Origin of the sequence: Nostoc sp. MS1, from assembly GCF_019976755.1 — a bacterium.
Taxonomy (GTDB): domain Bacteria; phylum Cyanobacteriota; class Cyanobacteriia; order Cyanobacteriales; family Nostocaceae; genus Trichormus.
In genome coordinates, this window is the sequence record NZ_AP023442.1 from 210,336 (window position 1) to 230,548 (window position 20,213).

30 protein-coding genes and 1 pseudogene are annotated in these 20,213 nt (G+C 42.0%); 21 read left to right on the forward strand and 10 right to left on the reverse strand.

The features are described 5' to 3' along the window. Positions 1 to 126: 126 nt before the first annotated feature. Both NSMS1_RS31895 and NSMS1_RS31900 read right to left on the reverse strand, forming a co-directional pair. On the reverse strand, positions 127 to 921 hold the full coding sequence (locus NSMS1_RS31895) for a class I SAM-dependent methyltransferase (RefSeq protein WP_224095491.1): 795 nt from the start codon (positions 919 to 921) through the stop codon (positions 127 to 129). A gap of 224 nt (positions 922 to 1,145) precedes the next feature. After that, positions 1,146 to 1,571: a hypothetical protein gene (locus NSMS1_RS31900; protein ID WP_317986611.1), complete on the reverse strand. Its 426-nt coding sequence runs from the start codon at positions 1,569 to 1,571 to the stop codon at positions 1,146 to 1,148. Positions 1,572 to 1,761: 190 nt separating this feature from the next. Here NSMS1_RS31900 and NSMS1_RS31905 point away from each other — a divergent pair, with 190 nt between their 5' ends. From NSMS1_RS31905 to NSMS1_RS31915, 3 genes are all read left to right on the forward strand, one after another. After that, a complete protein-coding gene (locus NSMS1_RS31905) occupies positions 1,762 to 2,352 on the forward strand; it encodes a TetR/AcrR family transcriptional regulator (protein WP_224095493.1) in 591 nt (196 codons plus the stop codon). A 79-nt stretch (positions 2,353 to 2,431) separates the two neighbouring features. Further along, positions 2,432 to 2,956, forward strand: coding sequence for a GNAT family N-acetyltransferase (locus tag NSMS1_RS31910; RefSeq protein ID WP_224095494.1), 525 nt, complete (start codon positions 2,432 to 2,434; stop codon positions 2,954 to 2,956). Positions 2,957 to 2,985: 29 nt separating this feature from the next. Beyond that, positions 2,986 to 3,408, forward strand: coding sequence for an ester cyclase (locus NSMS1_RS31915; RefSeq protein WP_224095495.1), 423 nt, complete (start codon positions 2,986 to 2,988; stop codon positions 3,406 to 3,408). Positions 3,409 to 3,719: 311 nt separating this feature from the next. Here the strand turns inward: NSMS1_RS31915 and NSMS1_RS31920 are convergent, their stop codons facing one another. The 4 genes from NSMS1_RS31920 to NSMS1_RS31935 form a co-directional block, all read right to left on the reverse strand. After that, the gene (locus NSMS1_RS31920; protein ID WP_224095496.1) at positions 3,720 to 4,130 is read right to left on the reverse strand and encodes a GNAT family N-acetyltransferase; all 411 of its coding nucleotides are present in this window, start codon (positions 4,128 to 4,130) and stop codon (positions 3,720 to 3,722) included. Positions 4,131 to 4,208: 78 nt separating this feature from the next. Continuing rightward, positions 4,209 to 5,309, reverse strand: a complete 1,101-nt coding sequence (locus NSMS1_RS31925; protein ID WP_224095497.1) for a hypothetical protein — start codon at positions 5,307 to 5,309, stop codon at positions 4,209 to 4,211. A gap of 16 nt (positions 5,310 to 5,325) precedes the next feature. After that, positions 5,326 to 6,135 (reverse strand): hypothetical protein, encoded by an 810-nt coding sequence (locus tag NSMS1_RS31930; RefSeq protein WP_224095498.1) that lies wholly within the window; start codon positions 6,133 to 6,135, stop codon positions 5,326 to 5,328. Between the two features lie 86 nt (positions 6,136 to 6,221). Further along, positions 6,222 to 7,808, reverse strand: coding sequence for a hypothetical protein (locus tag NSMS1_RS31935; protein WP_224095499.1), 1,587 nt, complete (start codon positions 7,806 to 7,808; stop codon positions 6,222 to 6,224). Between the two features lie 22 nt (positions 7,809 to 7,830). On the opposite strand from NSMS1_RS31935, the gene NSMS1_RS31940 reads away from it, so the two are divergent. After that, positions 7,831 to 8,007, forward strand: coding sequence for a hypothetical protein (locus tag NSMS1_RS31940; RefSeq protein ID WP_224095500.1), 177 nt, complete (start codon positions 7,831 to 7,833; stop codon positions 8,005 to 8,007). On the opposite strand, the gene NSMS1_RS31945 is transcribed toward NSMS1_RS31940, so the two are convergent. Then, entirely contained in the window at positions 7,987 to 8,355 is a 369-nt protein-coding gene (locus NSMS1_RS31945; protein WP_224095501.1) for a helix-turn-helix domain-containing protein, read from the reverse strand. The two genes, NSMS1_RS31940 and NSMS1_RS31945, sit on opposite strands and share 21 nt — an antisense overlap. 319 nt (positions 8,356 to 8,674) lie before the next feature. Here NSMS1_RS31945 and NSMS1_RS31950 point away from each other — a divergent pair, with 319 nt between their 5' ends. The 7 genes from NSMS1_RS31950 to NSMS1_RS31980 all read left to right on the forward strand — a co-directional run bounded on the left by NSMS1_RS31950 (position 8,675) and on the right by NSMS1_RS31980 (position 12,068). Further along, positions 8,675 to 8,821, forward strand: a complete 147-nt coding sequence (locus NSMS1_RS31950; protein ID WP_224095502.1) for a hypothetical protein — start codon at positions 8,675 to 8,677, stop codon at positions 8,819 to 8,821. After that, complete coding sequence (locus tag NSMS1_RS31955) at positions 8,802 to 9,698, forward strand: hypothetical protein (RefSeq protein WP_224095503.1); 897 nt, start codon at positions 8,802 to 8,804, stop codon at positions 9,696 to 9,698. Before NSMS1_RS31950 ends, NSMS1_RS31955 begins: the two co-directional genes overlap by 20 nt. Positions 9,699 to 9,842: 144 nt before the next feature. Then, the gene (locus NSMS1_RS31960) at positions 9,843 to 10,166 is read left to right on the forward strand and encodes a hypothetical protein (protein ID WP_224095504.1); all 324 of its coding nucleotides are present in this window, start codon (positions 9,843 to 9,845) and stop codon (positions 10,164 to 10,166) included. Beyond that, positions 10,159 to 10,356, forward strand: coding sequence for a hypothetical protein (locus NSMS1_RS31965; protein WP_224095505.1), 198 nt, complete (start codon positions 10,159 to 10,161; stop codon positions 10,354 to 10,356). Before NSMS1_RS31960 ends, NSMS1_RS31965 begins: the two co-directional genes overlap by 8 nt. 93 nt (positions 10,357 to 10,449) lie before the next feature. Further along, positions 10,450 to 10,653, forward strand: coding sequence for a hypothetical protein (locus tag NSMS1_RS31970; protein ID WP_224095506.1), 204 nt, complete (start codon positions 10,450 to 10,452; stop codon positions 10,651 to 10,653). Positions 10,654 to 10,793: 140 nt separating this feature from the next. Then, positions 10,794 to 11,609, forward strand: a complete 816-nt coding sequence (locus tag NSMS1_RS31975; protein WP_224095507.1) for a hypothetical protein — start codon at positions 10,794 to 10,796, stop codon at positions 11,607 to 11,609. A gap of 69 nt (positions 11,610 to 11,678) precedes the next feature. Then, positions 11,679 to 12,068: a hypothetical protein gene (locus tag NSMS1_RS31980; protein ID WP_224095508.1), complete on the forward strand. Its 390-nt coding sequence runs from the start codon at positions 11,679 to 11,681 to the stop codon at positions 12,066 to 12,068. Between the two features lie 95 nt (positions 12,069 to 12,163). Here NSMS1_RS31980 and NSMS1_RS31985 read toward each other — a convergent pair whose 3' ends face one another. Together NSMS1_RS31985 and NSMS1_RS31990 are read right to left on the reverse strand one after the other, a co-directional pair. Beyond that, positions 12,164 to 12,937, reverse strand: coding sequence for an Rpn family recombination-promoting nuclease/putative transposase (locus tag NSMS1_RS31985; RefSeq protein ID WP_224095509.1), 774 nt, complete (start codon positions 12,935 to 12,937; stop codon positions 12,164 to 12,166). A gap of 236 nt (positions 12,938 to 13,173) precedes the next feature. Next, positions 13,174 to 13,470, reverse strand: a complete 297-nt coding sequence (locus tag NSMS1_RS31990; RefSeq protein ID WP_224095510.1) for a hypothetical protein — start codon at positions 13,468 to 13,470, stop codon at positions 13,174 to 13,176. A 139-nt stretch (positions 13,471 to 13,609) separates the two neighbouring features. On the opposite strand from NSMS1_RS31990, the gene NSMS1_RS31995 reads away from it, so the two are divergent. The 4 genes and pseudogenes from NSMS1_RS31995 (at position 13,610) to NSMS1_RS32010 (ending at position 16,777) form a co-directional block, all read left to right on the forward strand. Beyond that, entirely contained in the window at positions 13,610 to 13,837 is a 228-nt protein-coding gene (locus tag NSMS1_RS31995) for a hypothetical protein (RefSeq protein WP_224095511.1), read from the forward strand. Between the two features lie 182 nt (positions 13,838 to 14,019). Further along, complete coding sequence (locus NSMS1_RS32000) at positions 14,020 to 14,436, forward strand: hypothetical protein (RefSeq protein WP_224095512.1); 417 nt, start codon at positions 14,020 to 14,022, stop codon at positions 14,434 to 14,436. Then, positions 14,429 to 15,145: a hypothetical protein gene (locus NSMS1_RS32005; RefSeq protein WP_224095513.1), complete on the forward strand. Its 717-nt coding sequence runs from the start codon at positions 14,429 to 14,431 to the stop codon at positions 15,143 to 15,145. Before NSMS1_RS32000 ends, NSMS1_RS32005 begins: the two co-directional genes overlap by 8 nt. 295 nt (positions 15,146 to 15,440) lie before the next feature. After that, a pseudogene (locus tag NSMS1_RS32010) lies at positions 15,441 to 16,777 on the forward strand (transposase). Here the strand turns inward: NSMS1_RS32010 and NSMS1_RS32015 are convergent. Next, entirely contained in the window at positions 16,755 to 16,907 is a 153-nt protein-coding gene (locus NSMS1_RS32015) for a hypothetical protein (RefSeq protein ID WP_224095514.1), read from the reverse strand. The pseudogene NSMS1_RS32010 and the gene NSMS1_RS32015 overlap by 23 nt on opposite strands. Positions 16,908 to 17,070: 163 nt before the next feature. Here NSMS1_RS32015 and NSMS1_RS32020 point away from each other — a divergent pair, with 163 nt between their 5' ends. The 6 genes from NSMS1_RS32020 to NSMS1_RS32045 all read left to right on the forward strand — a co-directional run bounded on the left by NSMS1_RS32020 (position 17,071) and on the right by NSMS1_RS32045 (position 20,177). Beyond that, complete coding sequence (locus NSMS1_RS32020; RefSeq protein ID WP_224095515.1) at positions 17,071 to 17,223, forward strand: hypothetical protein; 153 nt, start codon at positions 17,071 to 17,073, stop codon at positions 17,221 to 17,223. Between the two features lie 47 nt (positions 17,224 to 17,270). Further along, positions 17,271 to 17,417 carry a hypothetical protein gene (locus NSMS1_RS32025; RefSeq protein WP_224095516.1) on the forward strand — a complete coding sequence of 49 codons (147 nt, stop codon included), beginning with the start codon at positions 17,271 to 17,273 and terminating at the stop codon, positions 17,415 to 17,417. A gap of 29 nt (positions 17,418 to 17,446) precedes the next feature. Then, entirely contained in the window at positions 17,447 to 17,647 is a 201-nt protein-coding gene (locus NSMS1_RS32030) for a hypothetical protein (protein WP_224095517.1), read from the forward strand. Then, complete coding sequence (locus tag NSMS1_RS32035; RefSeq protein WP_224095518.1) at positions 17,644 to 18,273, forward strand: hypothetical protein; 630 nt, start codon at positions 17,644 to 17,646, stop codon at positions 18,271 to 18,273. Before NSMS1_RS32030 ends, NSMS1_RS32035 begins: the two co-directional genes overlap by 4 nt. Before the next feature lie 85 nt (positions 18,274 to 18,358). Continuing rightward, complete coding sequence (locus tag NSMS1_RS32040; protein WP_224095519.1) at positions 18,359 to 18,697, forward strand: hypothetical protein; 339 nt, start codon at positions 18,359 to 18,361, stop codon at positions 18,695 to 18,697. A 13-nt stretch (positions 18,698 to 18,710) separates the two neighbouring features. After that, positions 18,711 to 20,177, forward strand: a complete 1,467-nt coding sequence (locus NSMS1_RS32045; RefSeq protein ID WP_224095520.1) for a hypothetical protein — start codon at positions 18,711 to 18,713, stop codon at positions 20,175 to 20,177. Positions 20,178 to 20,213: the final 36 nt, after the last annotated feature.

Genomic DNA, 20,213 nt, shown 5'->3' on the forward strand with positions numbered 1-20,213 from the left:
CTTACTCGTCGGCAGTGCATCCTTCAAATACGCTTCGGTCTACGACAAGGCTTCCGCCTACACCCCAGGAACATTGTTCCAGTAACGCTTGACTATGCGCCCAATCTCTGGCTTAAGATGAAACTGCTATGGTTTACGAGCAACAACGTAGTAAATTAATTCTTCATACCATACACCCTGCTCAGTTTCTAGTGCAGCAATCTCTTCATCATAACTAGCTTTAATCTGACTAATTTTTTGGGGGTTTAATTCGCGTAACGGATTATCGATATGGAGCCAGAATTGCCCATTCCACTTGCTTTGTGCTTTTTCTAAACTCAAATAAGTCCCTAACTGTCGAGGATGAATTTCAATTTGGTCAAACTTGGCTTGGGTTAATAAGTGTTGAATCCGCTCTGGTGTTCCTAATGGTTCATGCAGATTTGGAAGTGTAATCCCATGCTTTGCACAAGCTTCTACAATTGACAATGCTAAATATGAATTTTCAGAGGAACAGGTAAATGCAATGAATCCACTGGGCTTGAGAAAGCGATACCAATTTTCGAGAATCTTAGGAATGTTGGGAAGAAGCACAATTGCATAAGAACAATAAATGCAGTCAAACTTATCTGGTTGGGGCTGATATGCTTCGGCATCGACTTCAATTAGCTCAATATTAGATAAATTTTCGGCTTGAATTTTCTGTTGAGCAATTTTAAGTAATTCTGTGGCAATATCAATTCCGATTACATTACCATTTGCGCCAACTTTTTGAGCAGCTTTGATGGCAACATTGCCCGTTCCTGTTGCCACATCTAAAATCCATTGCCCAGGGCTTGGAATTGCGTAATCAAAAAGTGCAATCGCGCGATTGATAGTGGTATAGTTATCATAATTGGTTCTACCGTTGTAAAAATCGATAATTTCTTGCTTATATGTCATAAATAGTCACAATTTAGGATAACAAATGCCCAGTTTTTATCAACGAAAGTGCTAAATTTTTATTCCTCTGCTTACTTTACCCCTAAACTGCCCGTGCATCTGAATTAACCTGTCTGGCTAAAAGTTGATATTACATGCTCTACTTGTCACACTTCAACAGCAACTACTAAGCAACTTTATAACTGATAATTGCAAGCTTGGCTGTCAAATGCTAAAAAGCACTTTTACCAGCTTTTAGTAATAAACGGCAATAATCCAAACTCTTGACGAATTTCTAACAGCGAACTGTCCAGTATGGTTTCAAAGTCTAGAAATGGCACAAAACGCTGATGATTTCGAGTCTTTAACCACATTGAAATTAACTCTGGAAATAATCGTAACAACTCAAAAATTATAGAGATATATAGCCTAAACCAACCATGACGTTTGAGCAAATCTGCATACATAATGCTGACAGCAGGATTTTGGCGTTCACGCACCCAATCCCAAAATTTGAAATCACTTGTCCAGAATGTTAAGGCAAGGATTTTCAATTCATCATACATACCCGTATCGCAGCCATAAATCACATGACTAACATCATGAGCTAATAAAATTCTGGCAAAATCCTCTGGTTGAGTACTGGGATGTGTTAAGTCCGCATTCACCATATAGTACTCCTCCAAACCTTGACATAAAGTTTGCTTGCTATTTTTGTTGATATATTGGGGTCTAGTCCGCAACGGCATAAGTCTGTTTTTCCTTTGAATATCGACACTATTAGTATCGATATTATTTCATCTCAATGTCAATTAATTCTTGAGCTTGTCGTAATTTGAGTGCATTAGAAGTTGTGGCTATATGAGTGAACCTGCTAAAAAACGCCCTGGAAGACCTCGTAGTATTGAGTCTCATCAGGCAATTCTTCAAGCAACAATTGATTTACTCATAGAAGTTGGTGTTGCAAATATTAGTGTTGATGCGATTGCCGCTCGTGCCGGGGTCGGAAAAACCACCATCTATCGACGATATTCTTCTAAAGAAGAATTGATCGCCGATGCCATTGAAAGTCTCAGGCAAGAAGTTGTGATTCCTGATACAGGGTCTTTCTGGGGTGATATCGATTTTTTAATTGAAAGTGCAGCACAACTTACACTTAATCCTTTTGGGCAACAAACTGTTGCAATGATTGTCAGCACTGCTTTAACTAATCCTCAGTTTGCTCAAATGTATTGGGCTAAGTACTTGCAACCACGAAGGCGAGCTTTTTCTATTGTTCTTGAACGTGCCAAATTGCGAGGTGAGCTTTTGACAAATGCTGAGTCTGATTTATTTTTTGACACAATTAGTAGTCTCATGCTTTATGCGTCGGTTTTTCCACCCACTACTGAATCATGGTCAGTTTATGTTCGGCGGATGTTGAATTTTCTGTTCCAGGATAAGATGGCTTAAAAAACTACTATAGGCGGCAGCCCATCAAGTGAATCCAAGCATAGAGCCTGTAATAACAAAACAATTGATTATACGCCGGATGGCACAGACAGATTTGCTTGATTTTTTAGCATATCAAACTCACCCGGAAGTTTTGCGCTATATGCCTGTACAACCACTGACTCAGGAAAAAGCCATCGACTTTCTTGACCGACAAGCAGTAGTGGAGATTGGCGATGAAGGTGGTTATATCGTGTTTGCCGTTCACCATATAGCCGATACCAAAATCATTGGTGAGGTTGGCATTAATCTCTTGCCAAAAGCACAAAGTAAAGGCGAAATCGGATGGTCACTTCACCCGAATTATCAAGGGCGTGGTTACGCCACACAAGCAGCACAAATATTACTTAGTTATAGTTTTACACACCTCAAATTACACCGAATTACTTCAATTTGTGACACACGAAATACAGCATCATATATGCTTATGGAACGTCTCGGTATGCGGCGTGAAGGACATCTCAAACAAAGCCAGTTGATAAAAAGCGTGTGGCAAGACGAGTATATCTATGCCTTGCTATGTGAGGAATGGCTTTTTCGGCAGGACATTACCATAAGCAGGTAGAATCTGCATAAATAGTAGGAGAAAAGTTAATGACTGACCTTGATCAAAATAAGCAAATAATCCAGAATTTTGTCCAAGTCGTTTGGAATGGTCGAAATCTTGCAACACTGAAAGATTTCTGGACGGAGGATTGTATTAACCATGCGATGTCAAGTACAGAAAATTGTGGTATTGATGCACTTCGGGTTTATCATGAATCCTTCTTTGATGATTTCTTCGCGGCGTTTCCCGATATCCAAATTGAGATTTTACAGCAGATAGCCCAAGGCGATAGGGTTGTTAGCTACATCACAAGTCACGGCAAGCATACTGGGTCATTCTACGGCATTGCGCCAACTGGCAAGAGCATTTCGACATCGGTGATCCGCATTGATCGGATTCAAGATGGAAAAATTGCTGAACATTGGTCTGTTTCTGACGCAGCAGGTCTGATGCAGCAACTTCAATCTTGAACTACCAGTGATTTAATCCACATTCCGCACCCAAAACTGGCACACAGAGAAAGCAATAAGTAAAATCAGAAAATTAGGAAAAATTAAGACAGTAAAACTACATAAGCCAAGCCAGCAGCAAAAAATCAGGTAGAAGTCAAAAAATCAATAAAATTAGTAGATCAAAAACTTCCCAGAATGAAAAGCTAGAAAGAGTTGATGGAATGCGGTGTGAAAATGAATTCGCCCTTTAATATTGAAGTAAAAAATCTAGACCATCTGGGAATAGTAGCAGGAATAATAATAAATTCGATATTCATTCAGCACTCTACTTATTGATTGACTAACCAAGTGCCAATGATTTTACTTAGTCCAACTGGTTGTTCGACAAAACCAAGCTTTTTATAAAAATTAACAGCATCATCAGTAAACAGATAAACGTGTTGCCCTGGCAAACTGCTTAGTAAAGTCTCTATCATAGTTGTAGCGATTCCTTGGCGACGAAAAGGGGTGTAAGTCCAAACATCTACAATGTAAGCATTACAAACCCCATCAGATAAAACACGAGCAGTGCCGATAATTTGATTTTGAGCATAAGCAATACAAGTAGCATAGCTGTTTTCAAAAGATGTTTTGAGTTGTTCACAGCTACGTCCATTGTCAAAATTATCTTGCTGTAAGGTAGTTTTCATTTCTTGCCAGTCAACATGATCTAAATCTGTTTTATAGGTGACATGAAGCATTAGATGATCAAATAGCTAATTACAGCAAATAACCTAGCATTAATTCGCAGCTAGAACTAGGCTAGAAGTAGCACAACTCTACTCTGTGACCGGATACCGCCGCATCATTTCCGCCAAAGCCACAGCCTCCCCATCCGGCGTATACACCACCTGCCCCGACATCGCAATCACAATCCTCTGCTGCCTCGCCCACTCAAACCAAGCGATCGCACCAGATTTAACCTGCGCTGACTCCGGTTTCCGTCCCTCCTTGCAAGCAGCCACAAACACAGCCTCCGGTGACTTGATTCCTTTCCAAGTCCGCACTGCCTCCTTTAAATAAGCGATCGCCCCCGGCACATTCTCCCAATACCGCTTGACGGTGCGCTGAATCTCCCCGTTTAACCGGAACTGCGGAGTACAAGGAATCTCCCTCAATTGCTGCAAAACGTCCTGAACTTCTTGATGACTGGGCTGTACTGATTTTTCCACAGGCTCGGTGTAATCATCATTACTAGAGTCTTCATGCTGAAAATTTGACGCAACCGGGACGGCGGAAGAATGACCATCATGAGTATCTTTCTCGCTAGTCGAGTCATTTTGTCCTGGTTCATCAACGTTCGCGGAGCGTCCCGTAGGGAAGTGAGAGATTTGGGGGAACTCTGATTCTGCGGCTTGACAAGTCCCTCCCTGGTCGCATTCCAAAATCTTGGCTTCCAGTCCCTCAGTTTTAAAAGGCTCAACAGCACTGTGTTGTTGTGAAGCGAAGTCTTTGAGAGGGAAGTCTTTGTTATGATCTGCCAACGGTGAGCAGTTCGATAGTTCAAAAGCGCTCACATCGATTTGCTGATTTTGACAAATGCGATTCCATAAGGCTTGTACGTTCTCAACGTTAACTGTGAACCAGTTCGCCTGATACCAAGTTTTCTCGCTGTGACGGCACACATCAATCAACTTGAAATTGTCCCTCAAATTTGCGATCGCACGTCTGATTGCTGATGTTGTGAGAAATGGCAGTGTTTGCCCCCAATCCTTGAGTGTCTTCCAGAACCAACGCCTACCATCACGCTTGATGTGCTTGGAGATTTGACAGAAGTAATGAATCTGCTGGAGTATTACTGCTTCGGTTAAACCAATCTCTGCGGCCAACAAGGGAGGAACCAACAGAGGGGATTCTGGGGTGATTAGTTTACTTGTCATATTTTTAACTCAATGTCTAAAACGGCATATTTTCTTGGTCTTCTTGGGGTGCTTGTGACCAAAATTCTCGAAGTGCTTGAAGTTTTGCGGCTTGCAACCGTTGTTTTTCTTCGGGGGATACTTCACCGACTAACTGCGCTACTTCATCTCGTTGCTGTTCCTTCAACTGCTCAACACTGACAGAGGGCAAGGCTAAAGGTTCAGTTTGACCCTGTTGCGATGGGCGGAAATTGCAGCGACGGTACAGAAAACGGAAGTGGCGTTTATCTTGTGGGGGTAACTGGTTCCACACTTGGGCATCCCAGCCGGGGGGCATAAAGTCGGATGATGGAGGCAGTAGGCTTTGAACTTGGGCTTGCAATTGGGCGATAGCTTCTTGCATGGCAGGGATAGACTGAAGCAAAGCCATCTGCTCTGCACTGAGAGTTTGTGGCGAATAACCCGTCTGCGACCAGATGAATACCCTCAGCCCTGCCCTGGCAACCATACGGTAATTTTCAACGGCGATCGCTTTGCCTTTGTACTTTCGAGCATCAACAGCGTAATATTCCAGAATCGCGTGGCAAAGTTCGTCAATTATGTACAAGCTATTTTGGGTATCGTTCGTTATGAGCCTCCAGTCTTTACCAGCTAAATGTTTTAGCGATTCTGCTAAGTCGTTCGTTATGGGGTCACAATCACGAATCTTGTTGAGCAATTGGGTGATGGCAGGTTGATCTACACCGCAGAAATTAGCTAAAGCTGTGACGGTCATTCCACTTACACCGTCGCTGGTGCGGGTACAGAATCCTAACTCGTCCTGAATCTGAAACGTAATTGCATCCATATATATTTCTCCAATTTTTGGCGCATGAAAATATCGGCAGCACTTCAGCCATGCCGCATTCGGTTGTTTGGGTTATCTAGTAATCGCTAGTCCGACAACAGCCGTAACTCGTCCTTGGAATGTCGGAATGATTTTTCAGTTCGCTCTTTCCAGTGATCCCACGCCACCCAGACATCAGTACCCAAGTCTTGAATAACTTCACCTCTGGCGTTGTATAAAGCGAAGTACGGGTCATTGTGGGCAACGATGGAACCCACAGTTATAGTTTTGGGTTGTGCAGCTTTCTCTAATTCGGTGATTAGTTGTACCTCTTGTGGGGTTAACTGGGCTAAGTAATCTTCTTCAATCACCTCGTACTCTTGCGCCACACTCAAATAGTCTTGCCAAGTACACCCAGGCTTGGACAGCACTGCCTGAATATCACTCACCGCTTGGGGCAATAGTTGCAGTTGCTCGGCTCGATATGCGATCGCCTGTGGGGTCGGTTCACTCCCCAGTATTAACGCCGCAGCTTGCAAGGCTTGGGTATTGTTCATAGCACTGGCCAAATTCCCCAAAGCAATACCCATCAGGCGTAAGCACTCTTGGGCATTCTCCTTTGGTGGTTCTTGGGCAAGCGATCGCAAGTCAAGTGTTTTCTCTAGAGCTTCCTTAACTTCTTTGTTTAATGCCTTAGCCGCTTGCTTGGTCAGAGTATTCCCCCATTGCTGGGTGGGACGTTCTGTAAGCGCGTTCTCTAGCTCCTCAATACGCTGCTTTAACTGCTGGTTCTCGTATTCCAACTGTCTCAGTGCTTCCATCTCATCCAAGCGTTGTTGTAACTGGATGTTTTGCACCTTCTGTTGCTGAAATAGTAGTTGCAATGATTGGATTTGTTCTTTTACCTGTTCTTCGGCTCTAGCATTGGCTTCGGAGAGTAACCCAATCCTTAACTCCTGTTCTAGCCGTTCCAATTCTTGCTGGTGTTGCTGCTTCAATGCGGCGATCGCTTCGGCATATTCTGGAGGATAAGCCCTTTCACTACTAAATGACTCAATTACGTCATTACTCAAGTTAGTCAAATCATCATTGTTTACTAACAACTTCTCACCATCGGCAAAGGTGACAATCTGCTGGCTTGGGTTCGGTGCGTCCGCTTCAATGCTTCCTCCATCTCCATATCTGGGGTGAGAGGGTGACGTTACTTTGACCCTATTGGATTTAGGAACCACTGCTTCCTGAGATGGGGCTTTTATGCGTGGGCGTGGTTGGCGAGGAAGGACTTTGTTAGCCGCAGCCGCAAAATCCGATTCACTAGGGGAAGAGTTTTCTTGCACTGCGATCGCTACAGCTTCCCTTAGTTTTTCTGGTTCATTGACTAAACGCAGCAAAGGACGGGCTTGGCGTTCATTCTTGATGTGCTGCCCTAACTCGCCAACCGTATCGATTACTTTCTTCGCCCCTAGCAGTTGGTTAATTCGCCGGAAGCCTCCCCAGTCCGATAGTTCATGCTGGCAGTATTCTTTAAAACTGGTGTACCCGGCTTCAAGGTACATCTGTTTATCTCGCATCTGCAATATTTCCTCAACAGCTTGCGACTCAAAGCGGTCAATGGAAGTAAACGTTTCTTTGATGCTGTCATTGAGAATACTGTAGCGAGGTGCTGATATTTCTTCGCGGTCTAGTGTCAGCATATGTATTGCCCACTATTGGTAAATGCACGAAAACAGTCACGGACGCATAACCAAAGTGAACATTGATGCTGATCTGGTGGTTTACACCTTAAATGTGTCAGCATTATATGTAGCTCACTTTGTGGTTAACGGATTGAGCAGGCGATCGCATTGCTTTGGTCGGCGGCGATCGCTTCTACTAAGCCGCAGACGAAGTTAAAGAATCTTCTACTTGAGCTTGAGAATTAGTTTGACGAGATTTTCTTTGTTGAGTAGATGCTCTGGCTCCTTTGATTTCATGAGTCTCATCAACCACAGGGTTAGGGCCACGAACATAAGTAATTAAATCAGTTGGAGTAATTTCTCCTTCTAAATCCTGTGCAAGTCTGTTTAAGGCTTCACAGAGGTTATTTAAGATTTCTCCATCTAACCGAGGCATAGTTCGAGCATTACGTAGGTTAGAAACGGAATTAGCACTGACACCCATTTGATCGGCAAGGTCACGGGCTTTAATGTTATGCCTTGCCATGACTTCTTTTAATCTCCACTTAATCAAGGCTTGATTCATAATTCTACACTTTAAGCTTACTTCTATCCCTACTGTACCACAAATAATATATATTTAGACTGGATAAATACAGTACAGATTTTAATAAATCCAGTTTTAGGCTTGATAAATCCAGTATTATGCTTTATATTAATAAGTAAGGACAGCAAAAAGCAAACTGCATCTGTTCTAACTACGTGAAAGTTTGGGTCTACAGAACCTTGGAAACTAAATAGCTTCAAGACATCACTCAGCACAAGTAAATCAATAATCAACTTCTGCAACCATAGATTTTTGTCTTGCTAATACTCAAGTGCTACTGCTGGCTTTGACTTTCTTTATGGCTACGCCAAATCAGTATGAGTGCGTTGTGGCTCCCCCACAACGTTGTCCGAAAAAAACAAAGGCGATCGCTCGGCCTGGAAAACTTTGCGATCGCCTTCTACCCTTTAGTAAGGATCTTCATTATGGCTTATACCGCACATAGACAGCAACCCGTCAGCGAACAAACCCTAGCCCAAGCTGAACTACAGCAGTACATCAACCAGCAAGCGCAAGCTATAGCACCGGAAGAACTGACCACGGTAGAAATCCACTCCCATCACTTTGAAATCTTTGCTGGTAAACAACTCATCGCATATATCACCTACGACCATAGCGACTTCATCACCCAACGATGGGTAGTCATGGTGCAAGGGAACGAGATTTTCCGCCACAACACCATTGCCCATTGCCTGCGTTACGTTGAATGGCATCATAAGGATGGCTCACTCCCAGCCCCACTACCTGCACCAATCGAATATCCTGAAGTTCCCACCATTGCAGAAATCTCCTTCTACGACCAAGAAGTAATCGTTGATGGTCAACTTATTGCCAGCGTTGAGTTAGATAATGACAACCATGCAGATTTGTACTGGCGAGTCCTGGTTAATAACGTTGAGATTTATCGAAACATCACCCCTGCCAGATGCCACAGCTACGTTAAACAAGCTTATCAGCAAGGTATGTTACCAGTGCAGACACAAGAAGAACCATGCACGACTGGTAATGAAATCATGGCTGAGATTGCCCAAGCTTGTGAACAGTGCGGGTTAGAACTTCTCGATGATGGGATTTATACCCGTGATGGTGAGAAATTGGGCGAAGTCGGCTTTACTGATGGCAACTGGTGGGTCATCCGGGCTTCTTCAGTTGGGCAGCAGAAGGCGGCGTGTGAGTCGGTGATCGCTCTTGTGCGCTCACTGTTGCAAGTTGAGGTTGTCGATTGGGATGAACTTTTGGATAAGGCTTTTGACGAGCTAACGGCTGACGAGTGGTTACTGATGATGGAATCTGAGCCAGTACAGGAATTAGTAGCGGCTTAGTTTAGGGAAATAGTGGGCATCACTGCCCACTACTATCTTTTGATGAAAGAACTTATTGCCCTAAATAATAATCACCAGCAATTGGGGCAACCTCAGTAATTCTGTCCTAATTGCTCCCCCAACCCTTCAACCATCAGCATATTTATGCAACCGACAATATCAATTCCCAAGGATTGGGATTATCCCCGTTTTGTTTTTGGTCAACGCACTCAACAAGGCGTAATTCTGAGCTTGGAATACTATCCTGTCAATACCCAATTAGCCTATGAGTACGGTCATGGCTGGCGTTATGGGTTAATGCGGGATAAACATTGCCAAGAAATATCGCATTATCAAGAATCGCAACTTAAGACACTTTCAACTCAAGAATTACTTACACAAATCACAACAGAACTCGAACAACACCAAACGCAAATCATGATTCTGCAACAGCAATTAGCAGCAATAACAGGAGGCAGTAATGGCTAGACCAAAGAAGAACGGTAATGATTTGACTGCTGCAAATTTATTACATTCCTTGCGCTGTCGTGGCGGATCTGCACCTTTGCATACTCTGGGCTTCTCTACAGGAGTTATCCAATATTTGTTAGATAAAAACCTCGTGAAAGTCCAGAATACTGGCTGTGGTTTTCTGCTGCAAATTATTGACCAAACGTAAGGAGTATTCAGGAGCCAAAGCAATTAAAAACCATCAACTTTTTGGTTCCTGACTTTTGATTATCAACAAAAACAAGTTTTAGGAGATAGTGTCATGAGCAAAGGTGAAGTCAAGCTAATTGATTTAATCGGTGTCACTCAATACTTACTATCCCAAATTGAGAAACATCCAGATTTTCTCAAGTTGGAATATTATCCAGACTTAACCATTGGTGATGCTCAAACTGCACTGTCATATATCAAAGATGAGCTAGAGAGCAATCAACAGTTATCTGCTGCATCAAAGGAAACAAATTAGGAAAAAGCGTAGACGCAAAGCGGCTTGTCGTAGACATCGCCTGAGTGAGTGCTATTTTCCAGGCGATTGCCAATCTATATAAGTAGCATCTTCCGCAGGATTTTTATTATTGCACGCTGCAAAAAGCTTTGAGGTTAAGAATGAATAACGAAATTAAGTTAGGGTTTTGTAACCCTCCCGAACCAATTTACTTATACGTAAAAAATGGGGAATTAAGCGGTGAATCGTACTTGTGGTATCACTACGATATCGAAAAAGAAAAAACCATACCTGTGCATCAGAAAGGTTTAACAGGTTACTTGTCAGAACTGCGAGTAACAGCAAAAGAGTTCAAGGGAAAGGACAATATGAAGTTAGATATTGTCATTGCTGCTGATGAAGTTTATATTATCCGCACTGGCATAGAAACCAACTTCGCCAAGACATTTTTACTCGTTGCTTCTCAAGTTTACGACTTTTCTAAACCTCTGATTATTGCTGTTACAGATGGTAACGAGAACGTCGTTTTCTGCCGACTTTATGATGCGGCTACCAAAGTTAGAATCCGCCGTGAATGGAATCCTATGGCTGACTGGGCATCACTCATAGCCGAAATACAATCTCGTTTGGGTGGCATATCTTCATCTGTTGGGTTATCACCAGAACAGCCGCCGCATCCTCAAGATTTGCGGGTGAAGTATATTCGCACTTTATTAGATTATCCACTTGATTTGGTCAAAGAGTTTTTGCAATTTCAAGATGCAACTAGCCCTAGTCAATTACCTGTTAGTAAAGTGGATGCTCTTGTCAAAAATATGTGTCTTGCTTGGGCTGCCAATTACATTGAACATCCTAATCAAGCTGAAATTTCATATCAACAACAGGTGGTTGATTTAGTTGCTAATGACGCTGATGAATTAACAGCGATTAATCAATGGATGCAGCAGGTACAAGGGGCTAAGACTGGATCTGCTTAGGGAAATTTAGGAGTCATAAACCCACTACAAAACTTTAATTTCAATTTTGATGAGTTTTGAGATTTATCTATGAGCATTAAATGGACTGAAGAAGAGTTAGATACCCTTGAGGAAATGGCAGAAATATTCACAGTGAAACAGATTGCCTTTCGCCTCAAAAGACGAGGATATTATCGTAGTGAATTAGCGATCGCTTGCAAATTGTATAGACTTGGTTACTCTGTGCGTCCTACCCTTGATAATTATAGTTGCAGTGAAATTGCCAAAAACCTTTGTTTACATCCAACAACTATCACAAACTGGGTGAGACAGGGTTGGCTCAAAGCTAAAAAACGCTCTGTTCATTGTTATCAGGTTAAAAGTCAGGATTTAAAGCGATTTTTTCAGAATCCGCCTGCGTCGATTAGAAAGCGGATTGCGGCGATAGATCCACAAGTAATCAGCTATTTGGTGGAATAGCTAGTATTTTCAGCTATGCGAATGAAAATAGGGAGGTGATTGTTGTGTACGCTTGTCAACAAATTAGAATCCCCCAAATAAATTTGGGGGAGTAGTCAATCTTTAGTTTGCTGCTGCTGTAACTGTTGTACTACTTCTAGGGGTAAGCCAGTTAACTTAGCAATTAAGTCAACACTCATACCCTCTGCCAGCATATTAGCTGCAATTTCACGGGCTTTCTCTTCGCCACCTTCTTCTTTACCTTCAGTCAGAATTGATTGATAAATGACTGACTCTTGCATAATGTCCTTCCTGAATAAACGCCCAATCACTTCTTGATCTAATACTAGCCCAGCCAGAATTGCAGCAGCAGCAGAAATATTACTTTGTGTCCGTCTTTCACTAATTTTATCAACAGCCGCAGCGACTTGTTGTAGTGTACTAGCCTTATTCTCGGTTGCACTTAATACAGCAAATGGCAAAAGACCTGGAGTTCTCAGGAACAGTTCTGGTGGTTGTTCCCACAAACGAATTATAGAAAACTCATGTCGCATCTTTGCCGTTGTAAATGTGGTTTGATACACCTTTTCTGATGTAGTTTTATCCAAATAAATTACTACTTGGTGTATTTGTTTATTTGGATAGCGACGATATATCCGCAAGTAATAATCAGCCATCCGAAAAGGCATATTTTCATCAGGAGCCGTTTGAAATTCTATATGGAGAACAACTTCATCTGATTGCAACATAATTAAGGCATCAGCACGAATTGGTTCTATCGATAATTCTGTCGGGCTTAACTTAGTTAAAGTAATAGGTTTACCTAATAGCCAAGTTGCGAAATCAGGAGAATATAATTCGGCAATTAATTTGCAAGTGTTATCAAACATAAAAATGATTCATAATTATGTACAAGTAGCCCAGGACTAAACTTTTGAATTGTATTAGCTGAATTAGGCAAAGTCTATAATAACTAATTGCAACTTTATTTTATGCTAAAAAACAAAAATGATGATAAAGAATGAAGAACTAATATTATTTTATCTAAAGTAGATATAATGAAAAAATACTAGATTTTAACTTTAGACTTCCTACAAAAATGGCTTAGTATTTGATGAGGAAATTTTCAATTCTTGGTTTTCAATCTCTTGACTATTTCCTCGACCAGATACTGTTCTAATGTTTTACCTGCCCCTGCTGCTTGTAGTTGCAATTCATCAAAGTGTTTTTGTTGGTTACTTGTAATGTAACTCTCAACAGCACAAGCAATGACTGTACTCAAATTCTTCTTAGTGGCGATAGATGCTGCCATTAAACTGATATACAAAGTTGCTGGCATTTCCGAGGTAGTTACCCTCTTACGCTGTATTTCCTCCAATATGCCAGCACGATTGAGTTGTTCAATCAAGTGTTCTACATCCACCACCTTTGGCTCCTAGTTGATGCACCACAGCATCAAAGCTTTATATAATAAGTTCGTCTCAGTTGCCCCTAATGTTGTGCTGGAACACCAATATCAGAGGATTTACCCCTGACAAGACCTACACTGGAGCGATCGCATTATGACAGAAATTCAGACACTAAACGACTTTTTCACAAAACATCCGATGTACCACAAGTCATTAGCCGAGTTAATGCGTGTATCTGTATCGGTAGTTGACAAGTGGAGTAACGGAGATCGCCGTCTGACTGAACGGACGATTAATGAGTTGAATAGATTGGATTTGTACTTGAACAATCATCCAGAAATTAGAAGTAAATACGTCAAGGTGGGAGAATGTGTAGCCTAAAACAAAGAACTGCACAAAGTGAAAGTCTCAGACTTGCCCGCAAGAGAGCGGGTTTTTTATTATAAAGAAACAAGGTCAATTGACAGTTAAGAAACAGTTTCTTAACAGTGAATTTGATATCAAATTGATACGGATATTGACACGGGTATTGACCAACTTAATGTGACTATTGACTACCGAGAATGAATCACTCATGGAGAGAAGAACTTTTTAATCAAGAAACCACAAATTCGGCATTAAACCCCTTGGTTTTACCCATGACAAATGCCCAATCTTTGAGAATTTTGGATATTTGTTATCGGACTTGGGGACGATGGGAAGAAGTAGCTCAAACGATAGCTCAGTATAAACTAGCACAAATACAAATGAACAACTTTGCATTAGAACACAGCCTCAGAGCGCCACCAATTCTTCCTTATCAAGTTTGGGTAGTGGGAAAAGTGGGAGAAATCTTTGGTGGTTTAGCCCAAGGAACAAAAAAGTTGAAGTTAGCTAAAGCAATTGTTGCAGCGAATAAATCCGATTACTCTCGTAAAGAATTTGAAGCCGAACAAATCAGATTCACACAACCATTAACAGGAGAATTACAAAATGTCTAACAAGGATACATTCACCCGCCAAGAATTATTTGAACTGTTAAGCGCCAATTACTCACCAGACAAAATTTTAGCTGGATTGCAAGAGTTGGCTAAAACAGACCTAAGCATTGATCCAAATGGAGAAGAATTTGATGTGGAGGTGAGCGATCGCTTGGAGAGGTTATTTAACCTAGCCGAGACAGTGATAGACCAAGCCAAACTATTGGGTGCTGGAGGCAGCCTGACGAATTTACAATCCCAGGCGATAAATACAGCCGTGCAACAATTACAAGCACAAGGAATTACACAGGAGACATTCAAAGCATTCTTAGAGATTGCGGCGGGGACAACTGTTGCTCAAGCGTTTGCCGTTCACAACTTCAAAACACAGTTGTTTGACGACATTTCACAGGGACTAGATGTTCAACTGTTGCAAGAGCGTACACAAGCAGGTGTCGAAGAAATTTCGCTCATCTACCAAATCATTAAAGATCCTCAAACCAAGGAGAAAATCATCTCTGAGTACGGTTTAAAAACTCCCCAACAGCTTAAAAGTGAAGTTCAAACCTTGACCGAAACTTCTACACCTGAGTTTGACCCATTGAAGTTTTTTGAGGAGGTAGGTTTACCAGTCGAAGCAAAAAAGTCAGTGCAACCCAAGACTATACAGGATTTGCGATCGCTAACCCTGCATTTATTCAAACCCCAAAAAAATCAAGCTACAGCATGAGTAAGTTTTGGGAGAAGTACAAATGGGCCATCTCAATAGTTTTCTTCATAAGTTGTGTTGGTTTGTCTGTAGGCATTCGTGTATTGCAAGCTTCAACACCAACGCAGGTAACAGCAGATGAGCAAACGCAAATACTCCCATGAGTATCTCAGTTACATCCATTCGCCGCAGTGGAAAGTCAAATCAAAACAGTGCCAACAACAATACCTTAGCCAAAATAAGAGGGTGAAGAGAGGGGCTGATGTAGTAGAGTTATTGTCTTCCCAAACGACAACTCAAAAGCCACAATCAACCCATGCCCGATATCTTATCACTCCTGCAATGCCTCCTGCCGCAGATAAACGCTACGACGATGCGGCAATTGAACCAGATAATCCTGGCCATGTTAGCAATGAGTGGCGAGTGACGATGTTGGGAATTTCTCGTTGGACAGGTAGTGGTGGCAGTTATCGAACGATGTTGAGATTCTTTCATACGGTAATACCTTGGGCGACATTGTTTTGGTTATTCTTTCACAAGCATTTATTTCGTCCGAATGAGATATATTTGCTAGCGGGAGATGAAGTTGTGATAAGTAAATCAGGAAAACAAACTTATGGACTGGATAGATTTTTTTCTAGCCTGGCTGGTAAACCCATATCAGGGCTATTTTTTTACATTATCATTAGTCAGTGTTGAGCAAAGGCACTCGTTTCCGATTCAGATAGAACAGGTGATAAAGAGCGATATAGAAAAAAGTAGCTCGTCACCAACCAAAGAAATAAAACCGCAAGAAAAACGTGGGCGTGGGCGACCAAAGGGAAGTAAAACAAGAATAAAACCCAGGTAGTTCTCACATCTGAATTACTCAGAATTCAGAAGATGATTAAGTCGCTATTTAAGTTATTAGCTAAATTTATTCCCCTTACTTACTTAGTATTGGATGGACACTTTGGGAATAATAATGCCTTGCAGATGGCTCGTCAAGTTAACTTGCATATAATTTCTAAGCTTCGCTCTGATTCAGCATTATATATACCTTATCAACACCCTGACCCCAATAGTCGCTCTCGTCGTAAATACGGAGACAAAATTGACTACAACAACATACCTAAGAAGTATTTATGTCAAAGTACCGTTGATGATGATATCCAAACTGACGTTTATCAAGTTACATTACTTCACAAAGAATTTGCCCAATCTCTAAATGTAGTTATTCTCGTCAAAACCAATCTTAAAACTCATGCTCGTAGTCATGTAATTCTATTTTCTAGTGATCTAAAATTGTCATCTGAAAAAATAATTGACTACTACAAGCTACGCTTTCAGATCGAATTCAATTTTCGAGATGCCAAGCAATTTTGGGGATTGGAAGATTTTATGAACTTAAGTCAAACTGCTGTAACTAATGCTGCTAATCTAGCATTCTTTATGGTCAACTTATCCCATCATCTTCTCGCGGATTTTCGTCTCCTTAATCCCGACTCCGGCATCCTTGACCTTAAGGCTCACTATCGTGGTTTTCGATATGTCCGTGAAATTTTAAAAATGCTTCCCGAAATACCTGAGCCTATTTTATTAACTCAGATTTTTGCCAAACTTACTTCTTTGGGACGTATTCATAACGTTTCTACAGGCGTTGAACCCTCGTAAATTGGCTAAGGTATTGAACAATTAACGCTCTTTCATTGTGTACTTCTTCCCTGGCACAAATCCAATCACGCACACCATCTAACTTACGACAATCTAGAGTGCGAAATTCCAGTGCGTGATATTGTGCCACTGTCTGATTTAGCTCATGAGATTATTCATCTGTGGTTGTTTTGGAAAACCCCTCTACGTTACATGATTAATTGGTTGCTCAGACTGTTAATGCTGTTTTCTATAGTGTTTTGGTGGGTGATTTGGGTAGTTAAGCAACTAACAAAATTAATGTACTAATAAATATGGAAAGACAAATTCTAGATGCAATCGGCTTTGAGACTCCACAAATAGAACCAGAACCCCCAAAGGTAGTTGAGGAAGTGATTGAACAAACGCCAGTTGCTAATACAATTGACAACTTTTGCAAAATTTTAGAACAGTACGAACCAGCGTAGGTTTGCACTATGAAATACCAAAACAAGCGCTACTAGGATTATTTGGAATGGGTTTAATAGCTAGTCCTTGGTTATCTAAACTGCCAGCGCAATTCAACACTTACAACACGGCTACAACAATTCAACAATCCGAAGAACTAGAGCGGATTAAAGCCGAAGAAAGGGCAGCAACATCTCAAAAATTAACGAGTTAGGAGTTAGCCCTAGTTTTAAAAAATTGCGAATGCAAAATTATTTGGATACTCCTAAACGTAATCCTAGACCCAACACTACAGGTTATTTAGAGGATGAACTGGTTTTGTTTACGACTCGACAGGCTGGTGCATTGGGCGAATCGAAGAACGTCAATGGAAATGGAAATACCGAGTCAGAGGAGCTTGCAATGATTCCCCACTATATTCTGACGCTGGAAATTAAATTATGAGCAATCCCACGCCAACTACTCCTAACCCACAACCAAAAGAGCAAAATAAACCACAACGGGGGTTGGGTGAGTATTTAGAACTTTTAGCCCGATGGATTGTTGAGCTAGTATCACTACCAGTTGTGTTTGTCTCACACATTGTTGCTCAATTCATCACCCCAGGCACACCAGGATATAAATTAGTCGGTGCAATTGGCTTTTGGATTGGCACACTGCTTTCTACTGACAGCGTTTGGCAAGTTTTATTTCAAGGAAAACCTCTCCTACCGTGGTTTGAAACTGAATGGATCGGCTGGTTCGGGTGGTTGCAACTACCATTTAATCCCTTATTCTGGATTAGTTTTGGCATCTCTGCGTTAGTTCAGGTGATGGAAGCCCGAACTTTGCGGGGTAAAGACCCAATCCAAGCCAAGAATGAGTTTGAGGAATCTAAGCAATATGCTTTAGGTAGCAAACCCACCGGAAATATCGACCTGACTGTGGCTTTATGGGGTGACTACAAACGCGCTGGTATGAAAGAACGTAATGCAGGGGAGCGATCGCACTATTTTTCTGGGTACTGGACATCACCACAACGTTTGTTGGTCGCTGGCCCTTCCGCTACACTGACCCAGGCACAATTTTAGGTTGTTTTGCGTATAATTGTGCCTCAATGATGGCGGGTGAAATTGGCTACAACATTTGGAAATTAACTAAGTAAGAGGTGCGAAGATGCAGCAACCTATACCAATTCTAGGCACAAAAGAAACCGCACTGTTGCGTGACGATTATCCCAGCATTGAGTATTTGGAAGCTGGGAACACCGCTTCTTGGTTGCAAGAACGTCAAGACCAGTTGTTAATCCGCGCTAGAAATGAGCGTAGTGGCATGAATTTAGCCAAGTTCATTACTTTAGCGACGGCGGCCACTGGTGCGGTTTGTTATGCCACTTCCCCACTTGCTCCTATCGGTGCGGCGGTTGCTGGAGTCGGGTATCTCTGGTCAGTGGTGCAAGACCTCAACGATACCCATCAATTTGCACCGATTCCTTTTATCAGGGGAACTTTTTGAGTTCATCTCGGCAATGGGTGACAGTGTAGAGCGTGAGGAGTATTTCTCTAACAAGAATGAATTGGCTGACTTGATGCTTCATCTGGAGCCGATGGAGAAATATGAGTTCGCCATGCTCAAGCAATCATCTCATGTGGTGTGTGAATACTTAAGCATCGTTGATCCTGGCAAAAGGTTTTACGCTTACCGTTGGTTGTTGGATTGGTTCATTCAGTTGCGTGGGCAGTTCCCAACCCGTGATCAATTGTCTGGGCATTTAGCACAAGTGACAATTGACCCACGAGTAAATTACCAACAAGTAACGTCAATTCAACAAGTCACACAACATCAAAATATTGGTATTCCACCAGCAAGGTTCGTTGAATTACCTTCTGTTGTGAATCAACCAGTAGAGGACAAGACTGTTACTATAATCCCAAAAACTGAACTGCCTTCTATCTCTAACCCATCATTGGGGACAGTAGTTTCTAGTCATGAGCCTACCCTAACTCCCTCTGTTAATACGGAAATCTCCACCTACACCAAAACGCCTCAAGTGCAGTATGACCTCATCGGGCATATTGCCAAGAAAGTAACAAATATGCTGTGGGTTGGTGTTCCTGGTTCGGGCAAGGGCATCACCATTAGTAATGCAATTGATGCAATTAAGCGATCGCATAGAGGCATACATATCTTTTACATTGACCCAAAGGGCGATGAGAAAGAAACTGGTTATTTCAAAGGTCGCGTTGACACTCTAAAACGTGCCAAGATTCTAGAGATGTCACCCGCCGAGGCTGTTAAGTGGGTCAAAGACTGCTTTGCCGAGTTTCAACTTATCACCGGGGACAAGCTGATCATTCTAGATGAAGGGACGGCTGTTTGTTCCAAATTCAAGAATACTAAGAATGAAATTGGTTGGCTCAAGGACAAAATCGTTTCCTACTGTTCTTGTGGTGATAGTTCTGGTTGGCACTTCTGGATTGTCGTACAAAACCCCCACACTGACGATTTGGGTATTTCTGGCGGACTGCGATCGCAATTAACATCTGTCGCCTTGGTTCACCCATATAATGTCCCAGCTTACAATGCCATGATTGCCACGCAGTTGATTCCGGGCGATCGCAAGATTACATCAACGCAAGTGATGGAGATTGCGGCACAATCACCTGTGGGTCGAGCAGTATATTACGGCGGGGTGAACGAATGGTTCCCTATGCAGTTGCTACAAAACTTCTCTGGCTACGACCGGGACAACAAGAGATTTCTGGATCAACCAAAGACTAATGATTCCTCTCAAGCAGCAGATTTAGATGCAACTGAAACATCCCAAAGTCAATCTCAACGGGTACTAGCACTTTTGGAACGTACTACGGCATCCTCACTGGATGAATTTATCCACAACGAGTTGAAATTATCAGGCACGCAAGCCCATCTAGTGCGAGTTGGGATTGAGAAATTACTTAAGGATTCGCCGCTCAAATACAAGTTTGATGATTAGTTCCCAAACTCAACTACTGCTAACGCTAGAATAAAG

What these genes read in the sequence shown, in the direction of transcription:
- NSMS1_RS31945 (WP_224095501.1), bottom strand. Translation starts at nt 8,355, where the DNA reads ATGAATCAAGCCTTGATTAAGTGGAGATTAAAAGAAGTCATGGCAAGG.
- NSMS1_RS32045 (WP_224095520.1), top strand. Translation starts at nt 18,711, where the DNA reads ATGGGTGACAGTGTAGAGCGTGAGGAGTATTTCTCTAACAAGAATGAA.
- NSMS1_RS31930 (WP_224095498.1), bottom strand. Translation starts at nt 6,135, where the DNA reads ATGGATGCAATTACGTTTCAGATTCAGGACGAGTTAGGATTCTGTACC.
- NSMS1_RS31955 (WP_224095503.1), top strand. Translation starts at nt 8,802, where the DNA reads ATGGCTTATACCGCACATAGACAGCAACCCGTCAGCGAACAAACCCTA.
- NSMS1_RS32035 (WP_224095518.1), top strand. Translation starts at nt 17,644, where the DNA reads ATGAGCAATCCCACGCCAACTACTCCTAACCCACAACCAAAAGAGCAA.
- NSMS1_RS32005 (WP_224095513.1), top strand. Translation starts at nt 14,429, where the DNA reads ATGTCTAACAAGGATACATTCACCCGCCAAGAATTATTTGAACTGTTA.
- NSMS1_RS32020 (WP_224095515.1), top strand. Translation starts at nt 17,071, where the DNA reads ATGGAAAGACAAATTCTAGATGCAATCGGCTTTGAGACTCCACAAATA.
- NSMS1_RS31970 (WP_224095506.1), top strand. Translation starts at nt 10,450, where the DNA reads ATGAGCAAAGGTGAAGTCAAGCTAATTGATTTAATCGGTGTCACTCAA.
- NSMS1_RS31935 (WP_224095499.1), bottom strand. Translation starts at nt 7,808, where the DNA reads ATGCTGACACTAGACCGCGAAGAAATATCAGCACCTCGCTACAGTATT.
- NSMS1_RS31920 (WP_224095496.1), bottom strand. Translation starts at nt 4,130, where the DNA reads ATGCTTCATGTCACCTATAAAACAGATTTAGATCATGTTGACTGGCAA.
- NSMS1_RS31985 (WP_224095509.1), bottom strand. Translation starts at nt 12,937, where the DNA reads ATGTTTGATAACACTTGCAAATTAATTGCCGAATTATATTCTCCTGAT.
- NSMS1_RS31905 (WP_224095493.1), top strand. Translation starts at nt 1,762, where the DNA reads ATGAGTGAACCTGCTAAAAAACGCCCTGGAAGACCTCGTAGTATTGAG.
- NSMS1_RS32030 (WP_224095517.1), top strand. Translation starts at nt 17,447, where the DNA reads ATGCAAAATTATTTGGATACTCCTAAACGTAATCCTAGACCCAACACT.
- NSMS1_RS31960 (WP_224095504.1), top strand. Translation starts at nt 9,843, where the DNA reads ATGCAACCGACAATATCAATTCCCAAGGATTGGGATTATCCCCGTTTT.
- NSMS1_RS32040 (WP_224095519.1), top strand. Translation starts at nt 18,359, where the DNA reads ATGCAGCAACCTATACCAATTCTAGGCACAAAAGAAACCGCACTGTTG.
- NSMS1_RS31910 (WP_224095494.1), top strand. Translation starts at nt 2,432, where the DNA reads ATGGCACAGACAGATTTGCTTGATTTTTTAGCATATCAAACTCACCCG.
- NSMS1_RS31895 (WP_224095491.1), bottom strand. Translation starts at nt 921, where the DNA reads ATGACATATAAGCAAGAAATTATCGATTTTTACAACGGTAGAACCAAT.
- NSMS1_RS31995 (WP_224095511.1), top strand. Translation starts at nt 13,610, where the DNA reads ATGACAGAAATTCAGACACTAAACGACTTTTTCACAAAACATCCGATG.
- NSMS1_RS32025 (WP_224095516.1), top strand. Translation starts at nt 17,271, where the DNA reads ATGGGTTTAATAGCTAGTCCTTGGTTATCTAAACTGCCAGCGCAATTC.
- NSMS1_RS32000 (WP_224095512.1), top strand. Translation starts at nt 14,020, where the DNA reads ATGAATCACTCATGGAGAGAAGAACTTTTTAATCAAGAAACCACAAAT.
- NSMS1_RS31950 (WP_224095502.1), top strand. Translation starts at nt 8,675, where the DNA reads ATGGCTACGCCAAATCAGTATGAGTGCGTTGTGGCTCCCCCACAACGT.
- NSMS1_RS31975 (WP_224095507.1), top strand. Translation starts at nt 10,794, where the DNA reads ATGAATAACGAAATTAAGTTAGGGTTTTGTAACCCTCCCGAACCAATT.
- NSMS1_RS31965 (WP_224095505.1), top strand. Translation starts at nt 10,159, where the DNA reads ATGGCTAGACCAAAGAAGAACGGTAATGATTTGACTGCTGCAAATTTA.
- NSMS1_RS31915 (WP_224095495.1), top strand. Translation starts at nt 2,986, where the DNA reads ATGACTGACCTTGATCAAAATAAGCAAATAATCCAGAATTTTGTCCAA.
- NSMS1_RS31925 (WP_224095497.1), bottom strand. Translation starts at nt 5,309, where the DNA reads ATGACAAGTAAACTAATCACCCCAGAATCCCCTCTGTTGGTTCCTCCC.
- NSMS1_RS31900 (WP_317986611.1), bottom strand. Translation starts at nt 1,571, where the DNA reads ATGGTGAATGCGGACTTAACACATCCCAGTACTCAACCAGAGGATTTT.
- NSMS1_RS31940 (WP_224095500.1), top strand. Translation starts at nt 7,831, where the DNA reads ATGCACGAAAACAGTCACGGACGCATAACCAAAGTGAACATTGATGCT.
- NSMS1_RS31980 (WP_224095508.1), top strand. Translation starts at nt 11,679, where the DNA reads ATGAGCATTAAATGGACTGAAGAAGAGTTAGATACCCTTGAGGAAATG.